Genomic DNA, 19,481 nt, shown 5'->3' with positions numbered 1-19,481 from the left:
GTCCCTCGAGGAGGCGTTCGAATCCCTAGGCCTCCTATATTGTGCGACGCAGCATGTTTTTCAAGACGGGAACCTGCCCAAGTTTCGGGCATCGGAAGCGACTAATTCGTTAACAAAATCAAGCCCCCGTAATCATACGAGGACGAGCTGCGTCTGAGTGACCACGGCGACGAGCTTGCCGTCTTCGGTCTCCAGCCGGGTGCTCCAGACCTGGGTCCGCCGCCCCCGATGGACCGGTGTCGCTGTGGCGATGACGGTGGTTCCCTCCTTCGCCCCACCGATAAAATTGGTCTTGCTCTCCAGCGTCGTGGTGCCCTTGGCATCCTCCGGCAGATTGATCACGGTCGCGGCCGCACCGACGGAATCGGCGAGCGCCATCACCGCGCCGCCGTGGATGGTGTGGTGGAGCGTGCAGAGGTCGGGCCGGACCGTCATGCGCGCCACCACGCGATCCTTCCCGGCTTCGACGAACTCGACGCCCTTGAGCTCGGCAAACGGCATCTTCATCGCTTTAAGTTTCTCGAGCGGCGTCATCGGATCTCCTCCCAATTCCTTGTTGTCTCAGCGTGAATTGCTTCGCGCGGCAAAGCAATGACGTCCGAGGTAATGGCCCTGCTGACATCGGCGACCGCATTTGCGCATATGCTCTTCCCATGCGCCACTTCCCGCCCCGCCGCATCGTCTGCCTGACCGAAGAGACGGTTGAAACGCTGTACCTGCTCGGCGAGCAGGACCGCATCGTCGGCGTCTCCGGCTATGCCGTCCGCCCGCCGCAGGTGCGGCGGGAGAAGCCGCGGGTGTCAGCCTTCGTGTCGGCAGACATCCCGAAGATCCTGGCGCTGGAACCGGACCTGGTGCTGGCGTTCTCCGATCTTCAGGCCGCTATCGCCGCCGACCTCGTCCGCGCCGGTGTCGATGTCCACGTCTTCAACCAGCGCGACGTCGCCGGAATTCTGGCAATGATCCGCACGCTCGGTGCGCTGGTCGGCGCGGCTGAGCCTGCCGAGGTGCTGGCTCACGGGCTCGAACGGCGCCTCGCAGAGATAGCGGCGGCGCCACGTCCCTCCTCGCGACCAAAAGTCTATTTCGAGGAGTGGGACGATCCGTTGATCTCCGGCATCGGCTGGGTGTCCGAGTTGATCGAGATCGCCGGCGGTGAGGATATGTTTCCGGACCTGCGGCTCCGGCAGGCCGCGAAGGATCGCATCGTCTCGGCTGAGGCGGTGCGCAAGGCCGCGCCCGACGTGATCCTCGCATCATGGTGCGGCAAGAAGGTCGTCCCTGCCCGCATCAAGCAGCGCGATGGCTGGAGCGAGATTCCGGCCGTGCGCGACAATCGTATCGTCGAGATCAAATCGCCGATCATATTGCAGCCGGGGCCAGCCGCGCTGACGGATGGGTTGGATGCGATGGTGCAGGCGCTGTGGGGCGCTTGATCTCTCCGCCGTCATTGCGATCGAAGCGAAGCAATACAGACTGCTCCTGCGGAGGGCTTCTGGATTGCTTCGTCGCAAGAGCTCCTCGCAACGACGGCTGGGTCGCCGACCGTCTTCACGTCACCGCATTGACGACCTGATATTCCGGCCGCCGCCATACCTCGCCTGCGATCACCTCCTCGATGATCTCCGCCGCCCGCACGATCTCGCTCTCGCCGATGTAGAGCGGCGTGATGCCGAACCGCATGATCTCAGGCGCGCGGAAATCGCCGATGAGGCCGCGGGCGATCAGGGCCTGCATCGCGGCGTAGCCGCCGTCGAAGGCGAAGGAGACTTGTGAGCCACGGCGCTCGTGCGCGCGCGGGGTAACGAGCTTGAGCTGCGGGCAGCGGCGTTCGACTTCAGCAATCAGCAAGTCGCCGAGCGCCAGCGAGCGGGCGCGGACCTCCGCGATCTCGACCCGGTCCCAGATGTCGAGCGAGGCCTCCAGCGCCGCCATGGCGAGCACCGGCGGGGTGCCGACGCGCATCCGCTCGACGCCGCCTGCGGCGGCGTAGGCAAGCTCGAACGCAAACGGTTTTGCGTGGCCCATCCACCCCGACAGCGCGGCGCGCACGTTGTCGGCATGGCGCGGCGCGACGTAGAGGAAGGCCGGCGCGCCGGGGCCGGCGTTGATGTATTTGTAGGTGCAGCCGGCGGCGAAATCGGCGCCGCAGCCGGCGAGATCGACCGGGAGCGCGCCGGCCGAATGCGCGAGATCCCAGACCGTGACGATGCCGAGCGCATGCGCCTTCGCAGTCAGCTTCGCCATGTCATGGCGCCGTCCGGTGCGGTAGTCGACCTCGGTGATGTAGAGGACCGCGACCTCCTCCGACAGCGCGGCCTCAATCTCCTCCGGTGCCACCAGGCGCAATTGATGGCCACGGCCGAGCGTCGCGATCAGGCCCTCGGCCATGTAGAGATCGGTCGGAAAGTTTCCAGTGTCCGACAGCACGACCTTGCGCGATGCGTTCATGTCGAGCGCGGCGGCGAGCGCCTGATAGACTTTGAGCGACAGCGTATCGCCCACCATCACGGAGCCCGCTTCGGCGCCGATCAGCCGCGCGATGCGATCGCCGACGTGGCGCGGCTGGGCGTACCAGCCCGCGGTGTTCCAGGCGCGGATCAGCTCGTTGCCCCACTCGGCCGTGATGACGTGGCTGACGCGCTCGGCAACGCCAAGCGGCAGCGCGCCGAGCGAATTGCCGTCGAGATAGACCACCCCGTCGGGCAGCTGGAACAGGGCCCGGGTGTCGTCATAGACGCGAAGCTTGGCCTTGAGAGTAGACATCCTGGGCATCTCTACAGAATCGTGCGCACGCGCCAAAGTTCGGGGAACAGCTCGACCTCCAGCATGCGCTTGAGATAGCTGACGCCACCGGTGCCGCCGGTGCCACGCTTGAAGCCGATGACGCGCTCGACCGTCGTGACGTGGTTGAAGCGCCAGCGCCTAAAGTAGTCCTCGAAATCGACCAGCTTCTCGGCGAGCTCGTAGAGCATCCAGTGCGTCTCCGGCGCCTCGTAGACGATACGCCAGGCCTGCAGCACGCCCTCGTTGAAGCTGTGGGTCTCGCGGACGTCGCGGGCGAGCACCGCGGCCGGCATCTTGAGCCCGTGGCGGTCAGCGAGCCGCAGCACCTCGTCATAAAGGCTCGGTGTCGCGAGCTCCGCTTCGAGCAGCCTGGTCGTTTCCACATCATGCGCGTGCGGCTTGAGCATGGCGTGGTTGCGGTTGCCGAGCAGGAATTCGATCAGCCGGTACTGGCGCGACTGGAAGCCCGAGGACTGGCCGAGCTGCGAGCGGAAACGGGTATATTCGCTGGGCGTCATGGTGCGCAGCACGTCCCAGGCGTTGTTGAGCTGCTCGAAGATACGCGACATCCGCGCCAGCATCTTCATCGCGGACTGCACTTCGTCTTTGGCGATGGCGCGGCGTGCGGCGCTGAGCTCGTGGATGGCAAGCCGCATCCACAGCTCCGTGGTCTGATGCTGGATGATGAACAGCATCTCGTCATGGGCTTCCGAGAGCGGATGCTGCGCGCCGAGGATCGCATCCAGCGCCAGATAGTCGCCGTAGGACATGCGTCGGGCGAAATCGGTCTCGGCGCCTTCCTTTGTGGGGTCGTAATCGCTGGACGTCATGGCAGGCCCTTTCGATCGATCATCCCTCGCCTCGTCAGTCGAGGCCGATCAGGCGCGCGGTGATCGGCGACGACGGATCCTTCAGTCCGTCGATCACGGTGAAATGGTTGAACCCGGGATCGACGACGAGGCGCGTCGGCACGTCGAAGCCGGTCCAGACATTGGCCATCAGATCGGACTGGCGGATGAATTCCGGCCGCTCGCCGCCACCAACCCAGGCGGTCACGGACGAATGCCCGCGCGGCAGATGCAGCGCCGCGCTTTCGAGCGTCGCCTCCTCCATGGTCATGCGCAGCGTCTCGTTCATCTTGGTCTTCAGCAGCGGACGCAGATCGTGCAGGCCGCTGATGGAGAGCGTGCCGGCGATGCTGTTGTAGACGGCGGGCTCGAGCCGGCTGTCGTCGCACAGCATGCGGGTGACGAGATGGCCGCCGGCGGAATGGCCGGCGAGCCGGATTGGCCCAGCGACGAGCGAGGCCGCCTTGGCGATCGCGGCGGTGATTTCGGCGGTGATGTCGGAGATGCGTGCGGCCGGCGTCAGCGTGTAGCTCGGCAACGCCACGGTCCAGCCGTGATGCCGCGCACCCTCGGCCAAATCCGTCCAGGTCGACTTGTCGAAGCGCATCCAGTAGCCGCCGTGCACGAACACGACGAGGCCCTTGCTGTCGCCGTCGGGCAGGATCAGGTCGAGACGCTGGCGTTCACCCGGGCCGTAGGCAATGTCGGCACGAAAATCTTTCAGCCCAGCGCGGTAAGCCGCCGCCCGCTCGGCCCATTGCGCCGGCATCTTGTCCGAGCCCGGGATATGGGCCGAATTGGCGTAAGCATCATCCCAATCGCGCATCGTGACTCCCGAGGACTCAAGGCCAAGCGAACCGGGCGCCAGTCTGCCACCGGTCAGGCCGGCATCCTAGTCTTTCTTTTAAGCTTAAAGGATTTGGGCGAGCCCGTGTTTCAGGCAGCCCGCGACCCAACCGAGACGCCGTCGGGTGGGCAAAGCGCAAGCGTGCCCACCCTTTCGATCAAGATTGAAGAAAGAGGGTGGGCACGGCGCAAGCGCGCCTTTGCCCACCCTACGAGATCTGCGACCGCCGCTACGCCTTCTCCACTCCGCACCATTCCGCGATGAACAGTGCCATCGCCTTGGTCGACTTTTTCAGCGAGTCCAGGTCGACATATTCGTTGAAGCCATGCATCTCGCCGCCGCTGGCGCCGAAGCACAGGCTGGGGATGCCGTGGTTGAGGCCGTAGAAGCGGGTGTCGGTGAGCGCGGTGAAGACGAGGTCTTCGACTTCGCCGCCATAGACGGCGTTGAAGGCCTTGCCGAACGCGGCCTCGGGCGCGGCGGCGTCGGTCAGTTCATACCCTTCCGACAAAAAGCCCGACCATTCGATCTCCGGCGGATTGTTGGCGAGGAAGCGGTGGTTGCGCGCGGCAGCCGCAACGCAGGCCGTGATCTCCTTCTGGTGATCGGCGATCGACCAGCCCGGCAACACTGCAATCCGGCAATCGACGTCGCACCAGGCCGGAACGCTGGAGGCCCAGTCGCCGCCCTTGATGATGCCGGGATTGAAGTTGATCGGATGGTTCAACGTCTTGAAATGACGATCGGCCTTGGCGCGCTCGTTCCACTCGATCTCGAGCTTTTGCAGCGCCTGGATCAGATGATAGGCCGCCATGATTGCGTTTGCGCCGGAGCCGGCGAAGGCAACGTGGGTCGGATGGCCCTTCACGCGTAGGCGAAACCAGATCACGCCGACCTGCGAACGTACCATCTTGCCGCCGGTCGGCTCCGGGATGAAGCAGGCATCCGCACGATAGCCGCGCTGCAATGTCGAGAGCGCGCCGACGCCGGTGCTCTCCTCCTCGATCACCGACTGGAAGTGGATCCGCGCCGTGGGCTTGAAGCCTGCGGCCTTGATCGCATCCAGCGCATAGAGCGCCGCGATCGTGCCGGACTTCATGTCGCAGGCCCCGCGACCGAACATCTTGCCGTCCTTGACGACGGGCGAGAATGGCGGCGTGTCCCACAATTCCAGCGGTCCGGCCGGCACGACGTCGCAGTGCCCCTGGAGGATCAGCGATTTGCCGGCCTCGGTCTTCGGGCGATAGGTGCCGACCACCGAGCGTGCCCTGGAGAAATCATGCTCGATCGGACCAAAGCCGCGCAGATCCTTGAGATCGTCGACATTGATGTGCCAGTCGTCGACCTCGTAGCCGCGCGCGCGCAGGAGGTCGCCGATCATGTCCTGGCACGGCCCCTCCGCCCCCCGGGTCGAAGGAATCGCGACGAAGTCGCTTGTGGTCGCAAGCTGGGCTTCGAAGCCGGCATCGACGGCGGCAACAATCCTCCGCTGCGTTTCGGCATTCATCAGGCAACTCCAATCGGGCATTCAGATCATCGAAGGAGCGCAAGCTAGCCGATTTCAGCCGTTCGGGTACTCTGCAAAATAGGCATCCCGCAATGCATCTTCGAGCAGACGGCCTTCGGAGTAGCCATTCAGCGTCGCAGGCCGGCGCACGCCGTCGAGCAGTCGCGGACACGGCTCCGGGGCGCCGAGCACGGTGCGGACCGGAATGCGCTCGGCATAGATCGGCAATTCGTAGTCCTCGTCGTCGTCGGCCACACCCTTGGCGCGGACCTTGGCCGAGGCCTCCTCGATCTCCATCGCGATGAACGAGGTTGCCTTGATCTCCTGCGTGCTGCTCGCCCGCAGGCTCGCGGTGCGATCCGGGAAGAAGCGATCGACCATGGCGATCACCGCCCGCTCCTTCTCGTCGGGATCGGTGACGAGATAGGCGGTGCCGAACGCCATCACCGCGCGATAGTCGGCGGAATGGTTGAAGCCGCAGCGCGCCAGCACGAGGCTGTCGAGATGGGCGACAGTCAGGCACACGCGCTCGCCCCTGGTCTGGTTGCGCAGCATGCGGCTGGCGCTCGAGCCGTGCCAATAGAGCTTCGTCCCCTCGCGCCAGAAGAAGGTCGGCGTGCAATAAGGCTGGCCGTCGATGACATAGGAGACATGGCACATCATCGAGGAATCCAGGATGCGGTGAACGGTCTCGTGATCGTAGAAGCCGCGGTCGTGACGGCGCTTCACCTGGTTGCGCGCTGATGTCGGATAGGAAGTTTGGCTCTCGCTCTGGCTCACGGCCGCTCCTGTCGGGATTGGAACAATTCCAGGAGAGTTGTAGCGGCCGATTTGGTCTGCGATAGTGCCAATTCCATGCAAAAATTTCCGACCAATTCTCCTGCGCCCGCCAAGGCCGAACTGCCGCTCGACCTCACAGGCGCGCACATCACGGCGGGCGCATCGGCGGCGCACCGGCTTTATCAGGCGCTGTGCGAGATGATCGTCTCCGGCCTCGTGAAGCCGGGCGAGCCGCTGCCGCCGTCCCGAACGCTGGCGAAGCAAACGGGCTTCCGCCGCAATGCCGTCGTCACCGCCTATGAACGCCTGATCGCCGACGGCTTTGCCGACGCAACCGTCGGCTCCGGCACCTTCGTCGCCGCGCGGATTCCAGCGCGCGCGGCCGAGCCGAAAAAACCGAAGGTCGTGGTCGAAGCGCCAAAGCGGGGCGCGTTCTCGCTCGGCTGCACCCACATCGACGAGCGCGCGGTGCAGCGCCTTCGCGCATTCGTCGGCCGGCGCATGCGTGCGTTCGGGCCAGAGCATCTGCACTATGGCGATCCCCGCGGCAGCCGCGAGCTGCGTGCCGCCATCGCCGATCATCTGCTGTCGGCGCGCGGCCTGCGCTGCGACCCTGACCAGATCATGCTGACGTCGGGCACGCTGCATGCTCTGCGCATCGTGCTGAGCGCGATCCTGAAGCCCAACGACCAGGTCTGGTGCGAGGATCCCGGCTATCCCGCCGCGCGTAACACCATCGGGCATTGCGGCTATCGCGCCGTGCCGGTTCCCGTCGACGAGCACGGGATGCGTGTCGCCAAGGGCCGCATTGCCGCGCCGTCCGCGCGTGCGGCCTATGTGACGCCATCGCACCAGTTTCCGCTGGGGGTGCAGATGTCGATGCCGCGGCGGCTCGAGCTGCTGGACTGGGCGAAGCAAGCCGGCGCCTTCGTGCTGGAAGACGATTACGACAGCGAGTTCCGCTATGACGGCGCGCCGCTGATGTCGCTTGCCGGCATCGATCACCTGCAGCGCGTGATCTACATGGGCACGTTCGCCAAGACGCTGTTTCCGGGCCTGCGCATCGGCTACTGCGCGCTGCCCGAGCGCCTGATCGCCGACGTCACGGCCGCGCGCGCCGCGCTCGACCGGTTTCCCAGCACGCTGATGGAAGGCGCGGTGGCCGACATGCTCAATTCCGGCGCGTTCGCCGCAAACCTGAAGCGCGTGCGCAAGCTTTATCGCGAGGCACGCGATGCGCTGGCCGAGACGCTGGAGGCAGCGTCCGACGGTATGCTGTCGGTGCCGGTGCCGTCGCAAGGGCTGCACCTCGTCGCCCGGTTCGATCCGTCGGTCGATCTTGCGGTCGCGGCGCAGGCCAAGCGGGCCGCCAGCGCGGAAGGCTGGCTGCTCGCCGACACCTATTCGCGCGCGCGTCCCCTGCCCGGGTTCGTGCTGGGATTTTCCGGCCACGCGGTTCCGAAGCTCGTGGCATCGGCGGAACGCCTCGCGCGGGAATCACGCGCGGCCTTGCGCGCGAAGGGCAAATCGGCCCGGCGGGCGTGACAAAGGTTTACTGTCAGAATCGCGAGGGCGTCCCTAGATTGCGGCATCGATGCCGGGACCTCTCATCATGCTTCTCCGCCGTGCAACCTGCCTCTCGCTCCTGATCTCAATCGCGCTTGCCACGACGGCGCATGCCGTCACGGTCGGCCGCGAGCAGGACATCACTGATCTCAAGCTCGGTCAGCGCGTGCAGGTGGATGACGGAACCTGCCCCGCCGGGCAGGTCAAGGAAGTGCGTGGCGCCAAGATGACCGACAAGGGCGTGGCGCGGACCAGCGCCTGCGTGCCGCGCTACGGTCCGAAATCGAAGTGAGGACTTAAGACTTCGCCGGATCGAACATGCACTGAAGGGTCGGCTTGGCGATCTTGGTGAAGGTCGGGCCGATCTCGCTTTGCTTGGACGCCGGCACCCAATCGGTCTCGATCGTCGGCACCCCGGTCTCGCTGATGCCCCGCAACAACGCCTCGCGCAGATCGCGGTCCTCGACGGCCGCAGCGGCGTGATCATGCAGACAGCTGCAGACCGCCTCGGGATGCTCCCAGCGCCCGAGCATCCGCGGCGCACACTGACGCACGAACTCGCCGCGGGGATCCGGTAGCCTGGAGGGAGCCCGCACCTGCGCATAGGCAGCACTCATCGTCAGAAGCGAAACGAATGCTGCGGCGCAGAATCGAACAATCATGATGGCCTTTATCGGCTGGTTTTTCTTGTGATTTTCTTGACGGGCGATCAGAAGCGCGCGGCGACCACGATCGGCTGCGGCGCCGAGACCGGCGAGCCGCTGTACTGGAAAGTGCCGACACCCGGGAGACTGCCGTCCGGCGAACCCGCGAACGAGGAGCCGGTGAGCACGAAACCGAAGGCAAGGATGAAGCTGAGCGCGCGCATGGTCTTGTCTCCGAATTCCGTGGCCGGCGGTGCCGCCGTCGTCGTTGCGAAGCTGATAACCATGGGCGGTTTCGTGCGTGATGCGCCAAAAGCGCAAAATGGTTTCGTCTTTGCGTGAATTGTTTCGTCGCGACCTGGACGACGAAACATTCGGCGAAAAATCCCAATCTTTTCAGGCGGGTCGCACCGCGGATCAAAGTGGCCTGGCAAGCACTGTTCGCGCTTGGAGCAGGTCCCCACACGGCGCGCCGTCACACGCGCGCCTTCCGCACTTCACATGCATTTTACGTTTTTCTGCTGAAGATAAGCCCAAACGAGGGCTGGGTCCTGTCGAACCGGGGGCGCTTTTGGCGCGACCCAAGCCATCGAAAACCGAGAAACCCGGAATCACCGGGCATTCAAGTTGAGGGATGGCCATCATGATGGCGCAAGATCGCGCAGCGACGCGCGAGGCGAATCTGCCGACGGACCGCGCCGACCAACAACCCATTCGCGGCCGCGCCGCCTCAGGCGGCGCAATGTCCCTGCAGTCGGGCCGCGGCTACGAAGCCGCGCCCCAAGCATTCGTGCGGCTGACCGGCTCGCACCACGTAAAGCCGCAGGCCAGCCGCGCCATCGTCACTGAGTGAAGAACTCGCCGCACTTCTGGACGTTGGCGTCAGCCGGTCCCCACGGCATGATCGGCACCGTCGAGGTCGAGTTCTTCGGCGAGCCCTCGATCAGCCTGTCCGAATAGACCATGTAGACCAGCACATTGCGCTTGGCGTCGCAGCCGCGCACGATCTGCATCTTCTTGAAGAACAGCGAGCGGCGCTGTCGGAACATGTCGTCGCCCTGCTCCATCTTGCTCTTGAACTTGATCGGGCCGATCTGGCGGCAGGCCAGCGAGATGTCCGAGACCTCCTCGGCAAGGCCGAGCCAGCCCTTGAAGCCGCCCTTCTCCGGCACCGTGAAATGACAGGCCACGCCATCGACTTCAGGGTCGTCGAGGCCATAGGTCGCGAGCTTGTCATTCGGGCTCATCCATTTGAACACGGTCGAGCGGCGGAAGATCAGATCGGGCTCGTCGGCGGCAATTGCGGAAGTCGCTGGCACAGTCAGAGCCAAGAGGAATAATGCGAGGCCTTTCAAGCGGATGCCGGAAAGACCGGGGAAACGAGATGACATGAAGTTCTCCGGTAACAAGTCCCAGCAATGTAGGTATGAGGCGGCCGGTCAGGAAGACTGACCGGCGAGCCGACACGGCCGCTGTTTACCGCTCCGTGAGGCTTTTTTGCTACGTCCTGGACAAAAGACGATGATCGCAGAACTGCCTTGCTGGTGAACGAGTATCCCCTCTGCGAGACTAATCTCTGATTGGACTGTGGATTCGAGGAAATGAATAGCGTGAACGAGTCCCGTTTTTCTGTCGTGCCGGCCCGGCTCTGGCAGGTCGCCATTTTGACGGCGGCAGGTGCGATTGGCACGGCCAGCCAGGCAGACGCGGCGTTCTACTACTGGAGCGATTACTCCGACGGGTCCTACACCGCCCGGCAGGAACGGTATCCCGACATTCCCCGGCAGAAGCCGCAGAAGCGCAGTGCGGCCGGCAAGAAAGCGGTCGTCGCCGAGAAGGAAGCCGGCACCAAGCCGCAAGGTCCGCTCGTGATCGTCGTGTCGATCGACCGGCAGAAGGTGACGGTCTACGATACCAATGGCGTGTTCGCGGAATCGCCGGTGTCGACAGGCATGAAGGGCCATTCGACGCCGATGGGCGTATTCAGCGTGATCCAGAAGCACAAATTCCACCACTCCAACATCTATAGCGGCGCGCCGATGCCGTACATGCAGCGGATCACCTGGTCCGGCGTCGCCATGCATGCCGGCGTGCTGCCGGGCTATCCGGCCTCGCACGGCTGCATCCGCATGCCGATGGCGTTCGCGGTGAAGATGTGGAACTGGACCAGGATGGGCGCGCGCGTGATCGTCTCGCCCGGCCAGATGTCGCCGCAAAACTTCTCGCATCCGCTGCTCGCCTCGGTGCGCGTGCCGCCGCAGCCCGCCGCCAGCCTGCAGCCGCAGACCAATGCCGGCGACAAGGCCGACAAGGGCGCCGCGCGAACCAAGGCCAGCGAAGCCGTCGAGACGAAGACCGCCAGCGCCGCCGACAGCGTGCTCGAGCTGCGCGCATCTGTCGGCCACACCGTGATGTCGGATGTGACCACCGGCAATGCGACGGCCCGCGAAGATGCCGCAGCATCGGCCGACAAGGTCGAAGCGCCTGCCAAATCCGAGACAAGGACTGCCGAGGCGGCTGGCGCGGCCAAGCCGGCCGAACCCGCGACGACCGAAGCCAAGCCCGCTGACAAGGTCGAGGCCGCCAAGACCGAGGCTGCCAAGACCGAGCCAGCGAAGTCCGAAGCCGCAAAGTCCGAGCCCGCGAAAGCTGAACCGGTCAAGACTGAAGCTGCTGACGCCGCGAAGAAGCCTGACGCATCGGCTGCCGCGCCCGCGCTGGCCGGCACGCCCGAGGCGAAGAAAGACGAGACCCGCGCCGCCGATCCCGCGCCAGCGGCAAAGCCGGAAGCGCCCAAGCGGGCGGGCCAGATTGCCGTCTTCATCAGCCGCAAGGATTCCAAGCTCTACGTGCGGCAGAACTTTGCGCCGCTGTTCGAGGTGCCCGTCACGATCGCTGCGAGCGACCGGCCGCTCGGCACGCACGTCTTCACCGCGGAGGTCGACAAGACCGACACCAATGCGCTGCATTGGTCGGTGGTGTCGCTGCCGGTCACCGCTCGCGCCGCCGCGCGCGAGGATGACAGCCGCGTCACACGCCGCCAGCGTGGCGCCGACGTGATTCCCGTCGCCGCCAAGCCTGTTACCAAGCCCGTGGTCACGCCGGACAGCCCGGCCGAGGCACTCGACCGGATCTCGATCCCCGCCGACACCATGGCGAAGATCAACGAGATGCTGACATCAGGCGGCTCGATCATCGTCTCCGACCAGGGCATCAACCAGGGCGAGACCGGGGAAGGCACCGACTTCATCGTCCGCCTGTACTGATCGAGGCGCCGAGCCCGATAACGCGGTGTTGAGCGGCCGGATCGCGCCGGCGGAGTAACATGTCCGCGGTCATTTCGCGGGGGACACCGTCATGATGAACCGCAGAAACATGCTCGCTGCGACGCTTGCAGGCGCGTTTGCGCCTGTGACGCGCGCGTTCGCCGATGGCGGCATGAGCCGGATCTCGGCCTACGCCTTCTCCTTTCCAGCGTTGTCAGGCGACGACATTCGCCTTGCTGCCTTCACCGGCAAGCCGCTGCTGGTGGTCAACACCGCTTCGCTCTGCGGCTACACCCCGCAATATGCCGGCCTCCAGGAGATCTGGAACGAGTTTCGCGCGCGCGGCCTTACCGTGATCGGTGTGCCCTCCAACGATTTCGGCGGACAGGAGCCCGGCGGCACCAGCGAGATCACGGAGACCGCTCACCACCAATACGGCGTTACCTTCCCGATCGCGGCCAAGGCTGTGGTGGTCGGCGCGAAGGCGCATCCGTTCTACAAATGGGCGGCCGAAGCGCGTCCCCGCGAGGTTCCGCGCTGGAACTTCCATAAATATCTGATCGGCCGCGACGGCTACATTGCCGAAGTCTTTCCATCGGCGGTCGATCCGGCCGACACGCGGGTCAAGACCGCCATTGCCAAGGCGTTGGCCGATAGCTGACACGTCGCGCCCTCAATCCGGTTGGGCACAATTGTGGCGGGGCACCAAACAGCCGTTGCAATGACGAGGGCCCACCATCTAGGCTACGACGACCAGGGGCAGGAAGGTTTTGCCGCAGGCGAAAAGCCACGGCGGAACAACGGGATCAATCTCGAGGACATCACCATGCGTGTGGCGGCAGGACTGATTTTGGCAAGCGCGATGTCAGTTGCGATGGCAGGCGTAGCGTGGTCGCAGACCCCGGCCGCAAAGCCCGCGGCAGCCACCCAGGCGCCGCCGGCAGCAGCGCCAGCCGCCGCACCTGCGCCCGCTCCGGCGGCTGCCGCCGCCGCTCCAGCCCAGCCGGCGTTCCCGCCCCCTCCGAAACAGGCTCCCCAGCCCGCTCGCGCGGCTTGCAACACACCGGGCGCGCTCGGTGTCGCACGCACCGTCGAGATCGACACGACAGGCGGTCCCGGCTTCGGCTTCGAGCACTTCAAGGAGCTCGACTTCCTGCGCGACCACGAGGTCGTGCTGACCTTCGACGACGGCCCCTGGCCCAAGAACACACCCGCGGTGCTGAAGGCCCTCGCCGATGAATGCACCACCGGCATCTTCTTCTCGATCGGCAAGCACGCGACCTATGAGCCGGAGATCCTGAAGCAGGTCTACGCGGCCGGGCATACCGTGGGCGCGCACACTTGGTCGCACGCCAATCTCAACAACAAGAAGCTCACGGAAGCGCAGCGCAAGGAAGAGATCGAGAAGGGATTCTCGGCAGTGAAGTGGGCGCTCGGCGGCATCTCGCCCTCGCCGTTCTTCCGCTTCCCGGCGCTCCAGCATCCGCCGGAGATGGTCACCTATCTCGGCAACCGCAACGTCGCGATCTTCTCCTGCGATATCGACTCCTTCGACTTCAAGGCCTCCAAGCCCGAGAAGGTGGTCGAGACCGTGATGAAGAAGCTCGACACCAAGGGCAAGGGCATCATCCTGATGCACGACTTCCAGAAGCACACTGCGGAAGCCCTGCCCGAGCTGCTCAAGCGCTTGAAGGCCGGCGGCTACAAGGTGGTGGCGATGCGCGCCAAATTCCCGGCCTCGACGCTGCCGGAATACGACCAGGAGCTGCTCAAGGACGTCAAGCTGCCGACGGTGAGCCAGCGCCCGGTCAATTCCGTGGTGACGACCGTTTCCGAATAGCCGGCAATTGTCTTTCCGTTTCGAAGGCTACGTCATCATCTCGGCGGACGGCATGCTTGCCGACGCCAGCCATGTCATGCCCGACAGCCTGAAGTTCGAAGGCGACAAGCTGTTCTTCGAGCAGGCGCTCGATCGTGCCGCGCTGATCGTGCACGGCCGCCACTCGCACGAGCAGCAGCCGAACTCTCCCAAGCGCAAGCGGCTGGTCCTGACCCACAAGATCAAGGCCCTGACCGTCGATCCCGAGATGCCCAACGCGACGCTGTGGAATCCGGACCATGCCAGCTTCGAGGAGGCCTGCGCCTTCGCCGACGTCGCCTCCGGCACCGTCGCGATCATCGGCGGCCCCGTCGTGTTCGACATGTTCATGGATCGCTACGACACGTTCTGGCTGTCGGAAGCCCCGCATCTTCTGCTGCCTGGCGGCGAAGGCTGTTTTGTCGGTGTGCCGGAGCGGACGCCACACGAGGTGCTGGCGTCGCACGGCATGAAGCCGGGCGCGCCGTTCGTGCTCGACGCGGCGCATGACGTCACCGTCACGCCGTGGCGCCGAGCCTAGCGTAGGCGATCCGCGCTACGGCGCCGGAAGGTGATAGGCTAGCACGCCGCGCAGCGTGTGCACCGTGCCGCCGGCGCTCAAGCTGGTCATGAAATCAGACGCCAGATCGTCTCGCGTCCCGAGATGCGTGACGCGATATTCGGCGCGGGCGGAGATGCTGTCGGTGAAGAAGCGCTCGAAGCCGCCGCCAAAGGTCGCGCCGTGATATTCCCGTGTCGGTGCGGTGCCGGGAAGTCCGAGGAAATTGTACGAGATCGACTGCGCCGTCGTTCCGCTGTAGCCGCCGAGCAGATAGACCAGCGTCTCCGGCGCCACGAGATAGCCGACGCGTCCACCGACGGTCCACCCCCATTTCACCGCGGCGAGATCCGACGAGATCTCGGCACCTCCGCCGGAGGCCTTGACCTTGGCGCCACCATTGGTCCCGGCATCGATCAGCCCGAATGCACCGAGGACCCAGCGCGGCGCGACCTGGCGATCGTAGCCGATCGTGAACGTGCCGCCGACATCGGCGCCGCCGAGGCCGGACGCGTTGAGATCCAGCACACCGGCGAACGAGCCCGCGATATGGGGCGTGATGACATCGCCGCCGATGCCCGCACCGACATAAACGCCCGTCCAGATCGGCTTCAGCGCGGGTGCCGCGGAGGCAGTCGCGGGTCCGCCGAACTGGCCGAAGCGATAGGCTGCGCCGATCCGGACCACATGCTCGGACAGGTCCGTGGTCCAGACCGCACCAAGCGGGTCGACCGTCGTGTTGCGGCCCAGCGCGACATAGCGGTATTCGCCGCGCAGCGAGACATTGCTTGCAAGGCGATATTCCGCGCCCGCGCCGACCGTGTAACCGTGCGACGTCAGCGCCGGTTCCTGCGCCGTGAACGAGGGACCACCCCCGAGGATCACATAATTGAGGCTCCAATTGTTGATCCGCATCTCGCTGTAGCCGGCAAGGCCATAGAGCAGGATATCGGGCGTCACCAGAAATCCCGCACGGCCGCCGATGGTCCAGCCCTGATCGAGCGACGGCAGCGCCGCGCTCAGGCTCTGGCCGAAAGCGGCGCCGCCGGCACTCGCTGTCGTGCGCTGGCGCGACCAGTCGTAATCGACAAAGCCGCCGATCACGACGCGCGGCGCGACCTGGACGTCGAAGCCAGCGAAGACGGATAGTCCGAGATCGGCGCCCTGCAGACCGTCGAGCGTGAACAGATCCGCGCCGCCACCGACCGGCGCAAGGTTCGAGCGGCCCGTCGCGAAGTCGAAGCCCAGCCCGCCGCCGACATAGAACTGGGTCCAGTTCGCCACAGGGGCCAATCGCGGCGGCGCCTTTACGGGCAAGTCAGCTGCGCGAGCTGCCGTTACGGCAAAGGCTGCGACATGCGCGGCTCCCAGGACAACAACCGCACGCGCCAACCGTCGCTTCGAATAAACCAAGTGCCGCCCCTATCGCCCCGTGCCGGTTGCGCCCATACAACCGACCGACAGCTAGTATTCGGTTCCAGCAGAGTCCGACAAGGCGAGAAACGTGCGCGCACCACAGCGTCCGCGATTTTGCGGAACCGCTGTGATCTCAAAGCCATAATGTGTGAATGAAGGTTCACGCGATCGGCGCGTGAAGGCGCGTGCTCGGCTAGACGTCCCCGTAAGCCGTCTCGGCCGAGCGCGTGGCGCGGCCAAAGCCCATGATCATGAACAGCGCGCCGATGATCGACAGGTTCTTGAGCGCGTCGACCAGCATCTTGGCGTTGTCGGGCGCCGCCTGGTTCCAGAAGTCGTAGAACAGCACGGTCGCGACCGCGACGTAGATGATCATCAGCAATGCGAAGAAACGCGCGCCGAAGTTCAGCGCGATCATCAGCCCCGCGATGACCTCGAGCGCGCCCACCGCGATCGCCAACAGTTGCGGCGTGGTCATGGCAGTCGCCGTCTCGATCTGCTTGGCGTAAGGCGCGATCACTTCCGGCACCACGACCTTGGTGGCTATGAAATCGGCCGTCGTCTGGATGGCAAAGAGCTTGGTCGCGCCCGTGTAGATGAACAGCACGGCGAACAGGATCCGCCCGAAAGTCACGAACGCTGGCATGATCGGCCTCTTGGCTCAGGCTTTTTGAAACCGGAATTTGGACGAAAGCACCGAGGGATTATGGAGAGTCCGCTTGCGGTTTTCAAACGGGGAAATGAGGAACTGAAAGTAATTCAAAACTGGCGAGGCGGGGCTGCTTGCCCTCTCCCCTTGTGGGAGAGGGTGGCTCGCCGCGACGCGGCGAGACGGGTGAGGGGTTTCTATCGGCACGGAAAACTCTTGCGATCGCGACTCGCGGAGAGAACCCCTCATCCGGCGCTTCGCGCCACCTTCTCCCACAAGGGGAGAAGGGTTTGCACCACCGATGACGTTACGTAAACAACGTCGGCTGCTGCCGGGCCGCGCGTTCCTGCGCTTCGACGACCGCGACGGCGGTCATGTTCAGGATGCCGCGCGCGGTCACCGATGGGGTGAGGATATGCGCCGGGCGCGCCGGGCCGACCAGGATCGGACCGACGGGCAGCGCATCAGCCAGCGACTTGATCATCTGATAGGCGACGTTGGCGGTGTCGAGGCCCGGCATGATCATGATGTTGGCCTCGCCCTCCAGCTTGGAGTGCGGCAACACCATCTTTCGCGCAGCAGCGGAGAGCGCGGTGTCGCCCTGCATCTCGCCGTCGGCTTCGATCTCCGGATGCTTCTCCTTCAACAGCTGGGTCGCCCGGCGCATCTTGCGCGAGGACTCGGTGTCATAGCTGCCGAAATCCGAATGCGAGACGAAGGCGATCTTCGGCTTGATGTTGAAGCGCTGGACGTGGACCGCCGCAAGCGAAGCGATCTCGGCAAGCTCTTCCGCGCTCGGGTTGGGGCGAACCTGCGTGTCGGCGATGAAGAACGCACCCTTGCTGGTGATCAGCAGCGCCAGCGCCGCATAGTCGCTGATTCCAGGCGAGAATCCGACGATCTCGCGGACATGGCGTAGATGGCTCATGTAGCGGCCCTCGACGCCGCAGAGCATCGCATCCGCCTCCCCGCGCGTGACCGCGAGCGCGGCGATCACCGTGTTGTTGGTGCGCACCACCGTGCGCGCCGCGTCCGGCGTCACGCCGCGGCGGCCGGCGACCTCGACATAGGACTGCACATAAGAGCGATAGCGCGGATCGTCCTCGGGATTGATGAGGTCGAAGTCCTTGCCTGCCTTGATCGACAGGCCGAAGCGCTTGATGCGTGCTTCGACCACCGACGGACGGCCGACCAGGATCGGCGTCGCCAGCTTCTCCTCCAGCACGACTTGCGTCGCACGCAGCACACGCTCGTCTTCGCCTTCGGCGTAGATCACGCGCACCGGCTGGGTCTTGGCCTTGGCGAACATCGGCTTCATGACGAGGCCGGAGCGGAAGGCGAAGCGCTCGAGCAGCGCGGTGTACTCATCGAAATTGGTGATGGGCCGCGTCGCGACGCCGGACTCCATCGCAGCCTTGGCGACGGCGGGCGCGATGCGCAGGATCAACCTGGGATCAAAGGGGCTCGGGATCAGCGAGCCGGGACCAAAGCCCTGCGTTTCGCCGGTGTCAAAGCCCTGCGCCACCGCATCGGACGGCGCCTCGCGCGCGAGCTGCGCGATGGCCTCGACGGCGGCGTGCTTCATCTCCTCGTTGATGGCGCTGGCGCCGACGTCGAGCGCGCCGCGGAAGATGAAGGGGAAGCAGAGGACGTTGTTGACCTGGTTCGGATAGTCGGAGCGGCCGGTGCAGATCATGGCGTCGGAGCGCACCTTGCGCGCTTCCTCAGGCATGATCTCGGGAGTCGGGTTGGCGAGCGCCATGATCAGGGGCTTTTCGCCCATCGCCTTGGCCATCTCCGGCTTCAGCACGCCCGGTGCCGACAGGCCGATGAAGATGTCGGCGCCGCCGATGACATCGCCAAGCGTGCGCTTGTCGGTCTTCTGCGCATAGACCGCCTTCCAGCGATCCATCGTGGTGTTGCGGCCCTCATGCACGAGGCCGTCGATGTCGCAGACCCAGATGTTCTTGCGCTGCGCGCCCATCGACACGAGCAGATTGAGCGTCGCAATCGCTGCGGCCCCTGCCCCCGACGCCACGATCTTGACGTCGGACAGCTTCTTGCCGTTCAGCCGAAGGCCATTGGTGATGGCGGCGGCGACGATGATCGCGGTCCCGTGCTGGTCGTCATGGAAGACCGGGATCTTCATGCGTTCCTTCAGCTGCGCCTCGATCTCGAAGCACTCCGGTCCGCGGATGTCTTCCAGATTGATGCCGCCGAAGGTCGGCTCGAGCGCCGCCACCGTCTCGACCACGCGATCGATGGTGTCGGCGGCGATCTCGATGTCGAACACGTCGATGCCGGCGAACTTCTTGAACAGGACCGCCTTGCCCTCCATCACCGGCTTGGAAGCCAGCGGGCCGATATTGCCGAGGCCGAGCACCGCGGTGCCGTTCGAGACCACCGCGACCAGGTTGGCGCGGGTGGTGAGCGTGGCGGCTTCGGCCGGGTTCTTGGCGATCTCGGTGCAGGCGGCGGCAACGCCCGGAGAATAGGCGAGCGCGAGGTCGCGCTGGTTGGCGAGCGGCTTGCTCGCCTGGATCTCGAGCTTTCCGGGGCGCGGCAGACGGTGATAGGCCAGCGCCGCCTGGTGGAGATCATCAGAAAAGGACGACATGCGGTGTCTCGCCTCGCGTTACCGGCCACAAATGCATCATCCGGAGCGACCGCCCAAGCGGACGCTATTTCCGGGTCGTGGAAACGGGATGAAGCACGGCGGGCGCCCCGGTGGCAACATCCGATTGCGGCCCCATC

20 protein-coding genes are annotated in these 19,481 nt (G+C 65.1%); 8 read left to right on the top strand and 12 right to left on the bottom strand.

Annotated features, from left to right (window positions below; translation table 11 throughout):
- Window positions 1–132: 132 nt before the first annotated feature.
- Window positions 133–534 (bottom strand): PaaI family thioesterase, encoded by a 402-nt coding sequence (locus NLM25_RS21365; RefSeq protein ID WP_254138272.1) that lies wholly within the window; start codon window positions 532–534, stop codon window positions 133–135.
- A gap of 119 nt (window positions 535–653) precedes the next feature.
- On the opposite strand from NLM25_RS21365, the gene NLM25_RS21360 reads away from it, so the two are divergent.
- On the top strand, window positions 654–1,436 hold the full coding sequence (locus NLM25_RS21360) for a cobalamin-binding protein (protein WP_254138271.1): 783 nt from the start codon (window positions 654–656) through the stop codon (window positions 1,434–1,436).
- Between the two features lie 115 nt (window positions 1,437–1,551).
- Here the strand turns inward: NLM25_RS21360 and kynU are convergent, their stop codons facing one another.
- The 5 genes from kynU to NLM25_RS21335 form a co-directional block, all read right to left on the bottom strand.
- Window positions 1,552–2,766 carry a kynureninase gene (gene kynU / locus NLM25_RS21355; protein ID WP_254138270.1) on the bottom strand — a complete coding sequence of 405 codons (1,215 nt, stop codon included), beginning with the start codon at window positions 2,764–2,766 and terminating at the stop codon, window positions 1,552–1,554.
- An 11-nt stretch (window positions 2,767–2,777) separates the two neighbouring features.
- Window positions 2,778–3,617 carry a tryptophan 2,3-dioxygenase gene (gene kynA, locus NLM25_RS21350; RefSeq protein ID WP_254138269.1) on the bottom strand — a complete coding sequence of 280 codons (840 nt, stop codon included), beginning with the start codon at window positions 3,615–3,617 and terminating at the stop codon, window positions 2,778–2,780.
- A 34-nt stretch (window positions 3,618–3,651) separates the two neighbouring features.
- Complete coding sequence (locus NLM25_RS21345; protein WP_254138268.1) at window positions 3,652–4,461, bottom strand: alpha/beta hydrolase; 810 nt, start codon at window positions 4,459–4,461, stop codon at window positions 3,652–3,654.
- 250 nt (window positions 4,462–4,711) lie between these two features.
- Window positions 4,712–5,989, bottom strand: a complete 1,278-nt coding sequence (locus NLM25_RS21340) for an ArgE/DapE family deacylase (RefSeq protein WP_254138267.1) — start codon at window positions 5,987–5,989, stop codon at window positions 4,712–4,714.
- A 54-nt stretch (window positions 5,990–6,043) separates the two neighbouring features.
- A complete protein-coding gene (locus NLM25_RS21335) occupies window positions 6,044–6,769 on the bottom strand; it encodes a pyridoxamine 5'-phosphate oxidase family protein (RefSeq protein WP_254118808.1) in 726 nt (241 codons plus the stop codon).
- A gap of 75 nt (window positions 6,770–6,844) precedes the next feature.
- Between NLM25_RS21335 and NLM25_RS21330 the strand changes: the two genes are divergently transcribed.
- Both NLM25_RS21330 and NLM25_RS21325 read left to right on the top strand, forming a co-directional pair.
- Window positions 6,845–8,314 (top strand): PLP-dependent aminotransferase family protein, encoded by a 1,470-nt coding sequence (locus NLM25_RS21330; RefSeq protein ID WP_254138266.1) that lies wholly within the window; start codon window positions 6,845–6,847, stop codon window positions 8,312–8,314.
- 67 nt (window positions 8,315–8,381) lie between these two features.
- Window positions 8,382–8,627, top strand: coding sequence for a DUF6719 family protein (locus tag NLM25_RS21325; protein WP_254138265.1), 246 nt, complete (start codon window positions 8,382–8,384; stop codon window positions 8,625–8,627).
- Between the two features lie 4 nt (window positions 8,628–8,631).
- On the opposite strand, the gene NLM25_RS21320 is transcribed toward NLM25_RS21325, so the two are convergent.
- The gene (locus tag NLM25_RS21320) at window positions 8,632–8,997 is read right to left on the bottom strand and encodes a hypothetical protein (RefSeq protein WP_254138264.1); all 366 of its coding nucleotides are present in this window, start codon (window positions 8,995–8,997) and stop codon (window positions 8,632–8,634) included.
- A gap of 47 nt (window positions 8,998–9,044) precedes the next feature.
- Window positions 9,045–9,266 (bottom strand): hypothetical protein, encoded by a 222-nt coding sequence (locus tag NLM25_RS21315; RefSeq protein ID WP_254138263.1) that lies wholly within the window; start codon window positions 9,264–9,266, stop codon window positions 9,045–9,047.
- 356 nt (window positions 9,267–9,622) lie between these two features.
- Between NLM25_RS21315 and NLM25_RS21310 the strand changes: the two genes are divergently transcribed.
- Window positions 9,623–9,832, top strand: a complete 210-nt coding sequence (locus NLM25_RS21310) for a hypothetical protein (RefSeq protein ID WP_254138262.1) — start codon at window positions 9,623–9,625, stop codon at window positions 9,830–9,832.
- Here the strand turns inward: NLM25_RS21310 and NLM25_RS21305 are convergent.
- On the bottom strand, window positions 9,822–10,370 hold the full coding sequence (locus tag NLM25_RS21305) for a CreA family protein (protein WP_254138261.1): 549 nt from the start codon (window positions 10,368–10,370) through the stop codon (window positions 9,822–9,824). The two genes, NLM25_RS21310 and NLM25_RS21305, sit on opposite strands and share 11 nt — an antisense overlap.
- 210 nt (window positions 10,371–10,580) lie before the next feature.
- Here NLM25_RS21305 and NLM25_RS21300 point away from each other — a divergent pair, with 210 nt between their 5' ends.
- From NLM25_RS21300 to NLM25_RS21285, 4 genes are all read left to right on the top strand, one after another.
- A complete protein-coding gene (locus NLM25_RS21300; protein ID WP_254138260.1) occupies window positions 10,581–12,245 on the top strand; it encodes a L,D-transpeptidase family protein in 1,665 nt (554 codons plus the stop codon).
- 91 nt (window positions 12,246–12,336) lie between these two features.
- Window positions 12,337–12,906, top strand: a complete 570-nt coding sequence (locus tag NLM25_RS21295; protein ID WP_254138259.1) for a glutathione peroxidase — start codon at window positions 12,337–12,339, stop codon at window positions 12,904–12,906.
- A gap of 165 nt (window positions 12,907–13,071) precedes the next feature.
- Window positions 13,072–14,085 carry a polysaccharide deacetylase family protein gene (locus NLM25_RS21290; protein ID WP_254141230.1) on the top strand — a complete coding sequence of 338 codons (1,014 nt, stop codon included), beginning with the start codon at window positions 13,072–13,074 and terminating at the stop codon, window positions 14,083–14,085.
- A 7-nt stretch (window positions 14,086–14,092) separates the two neighbouring features.
- A complete protein-coding gene (locus tag NLM25_RS21285) occupies window positions 14,093–14,644 on the top strand; it encodes a dihydrofolate reductase (RefSeq protein WP_254138258.1) in 552 nt (183 codons plus the stop codon).
- Between the two features lie 15 nt (window positions 14,645–14,659).
- Here the strand turns inward: NLM25_RS21285 and NLM25_RS21280 are convergent, their stop codons facing one another.
- The 3 genes from NLM25_RS21280 to NLM25_RS21270 form a co-directional block, all read right to left on the bottom strand.
- Window positions 14,660–16,054, bottom strand: a complete 1,395-nt coding sequence (locus NLM25_RS21280) for an outer membrane protein (protein WP_256570719.1) — start codon at window positions 16,052–16,054, stop codon at window positions 14,660–14,662.
- A 217-nt stretch (window positions 16,055–16,271) separates the two neighbouring features.
- Window positions 16,272–16,724, bottom strand: a complete 453-nt coding sequence (locus NLM25_RS21275) for a DoxX family protein (protein WP_254138256.1) — start codon at window positions 16,722–16,724, stop codon at window positions 16,272–16,274.
- A gap of 310 nt (window positions 16,725–17,034) precedes the next feature.
- Entirely contained in the window at window positions 17,035–19,344 is a 2,310-nt protein-coding gene (locus NLM25_RS21270) for an NADP-dependent malic enzyme (protein WP_254138255.1), read from the bottom strand.
- Window positions 19,345–19,481: the final 137 nt, after the last annotated feature.

Origin of the sequence: Bradyrhizobium sp. CCGB01 (genome assembly GCF_024199795.1) — a bacterium.
Classification (GTDB): domain Bacteria; phylum Pseudomonadota; class Alphaproteobacteria; order Rhizobiales; family Xanthobacteraceae; genus Bradyrhizobium.
This window is presented reverse-complemented; position numbering and strand designations above follow the sequence as displayed.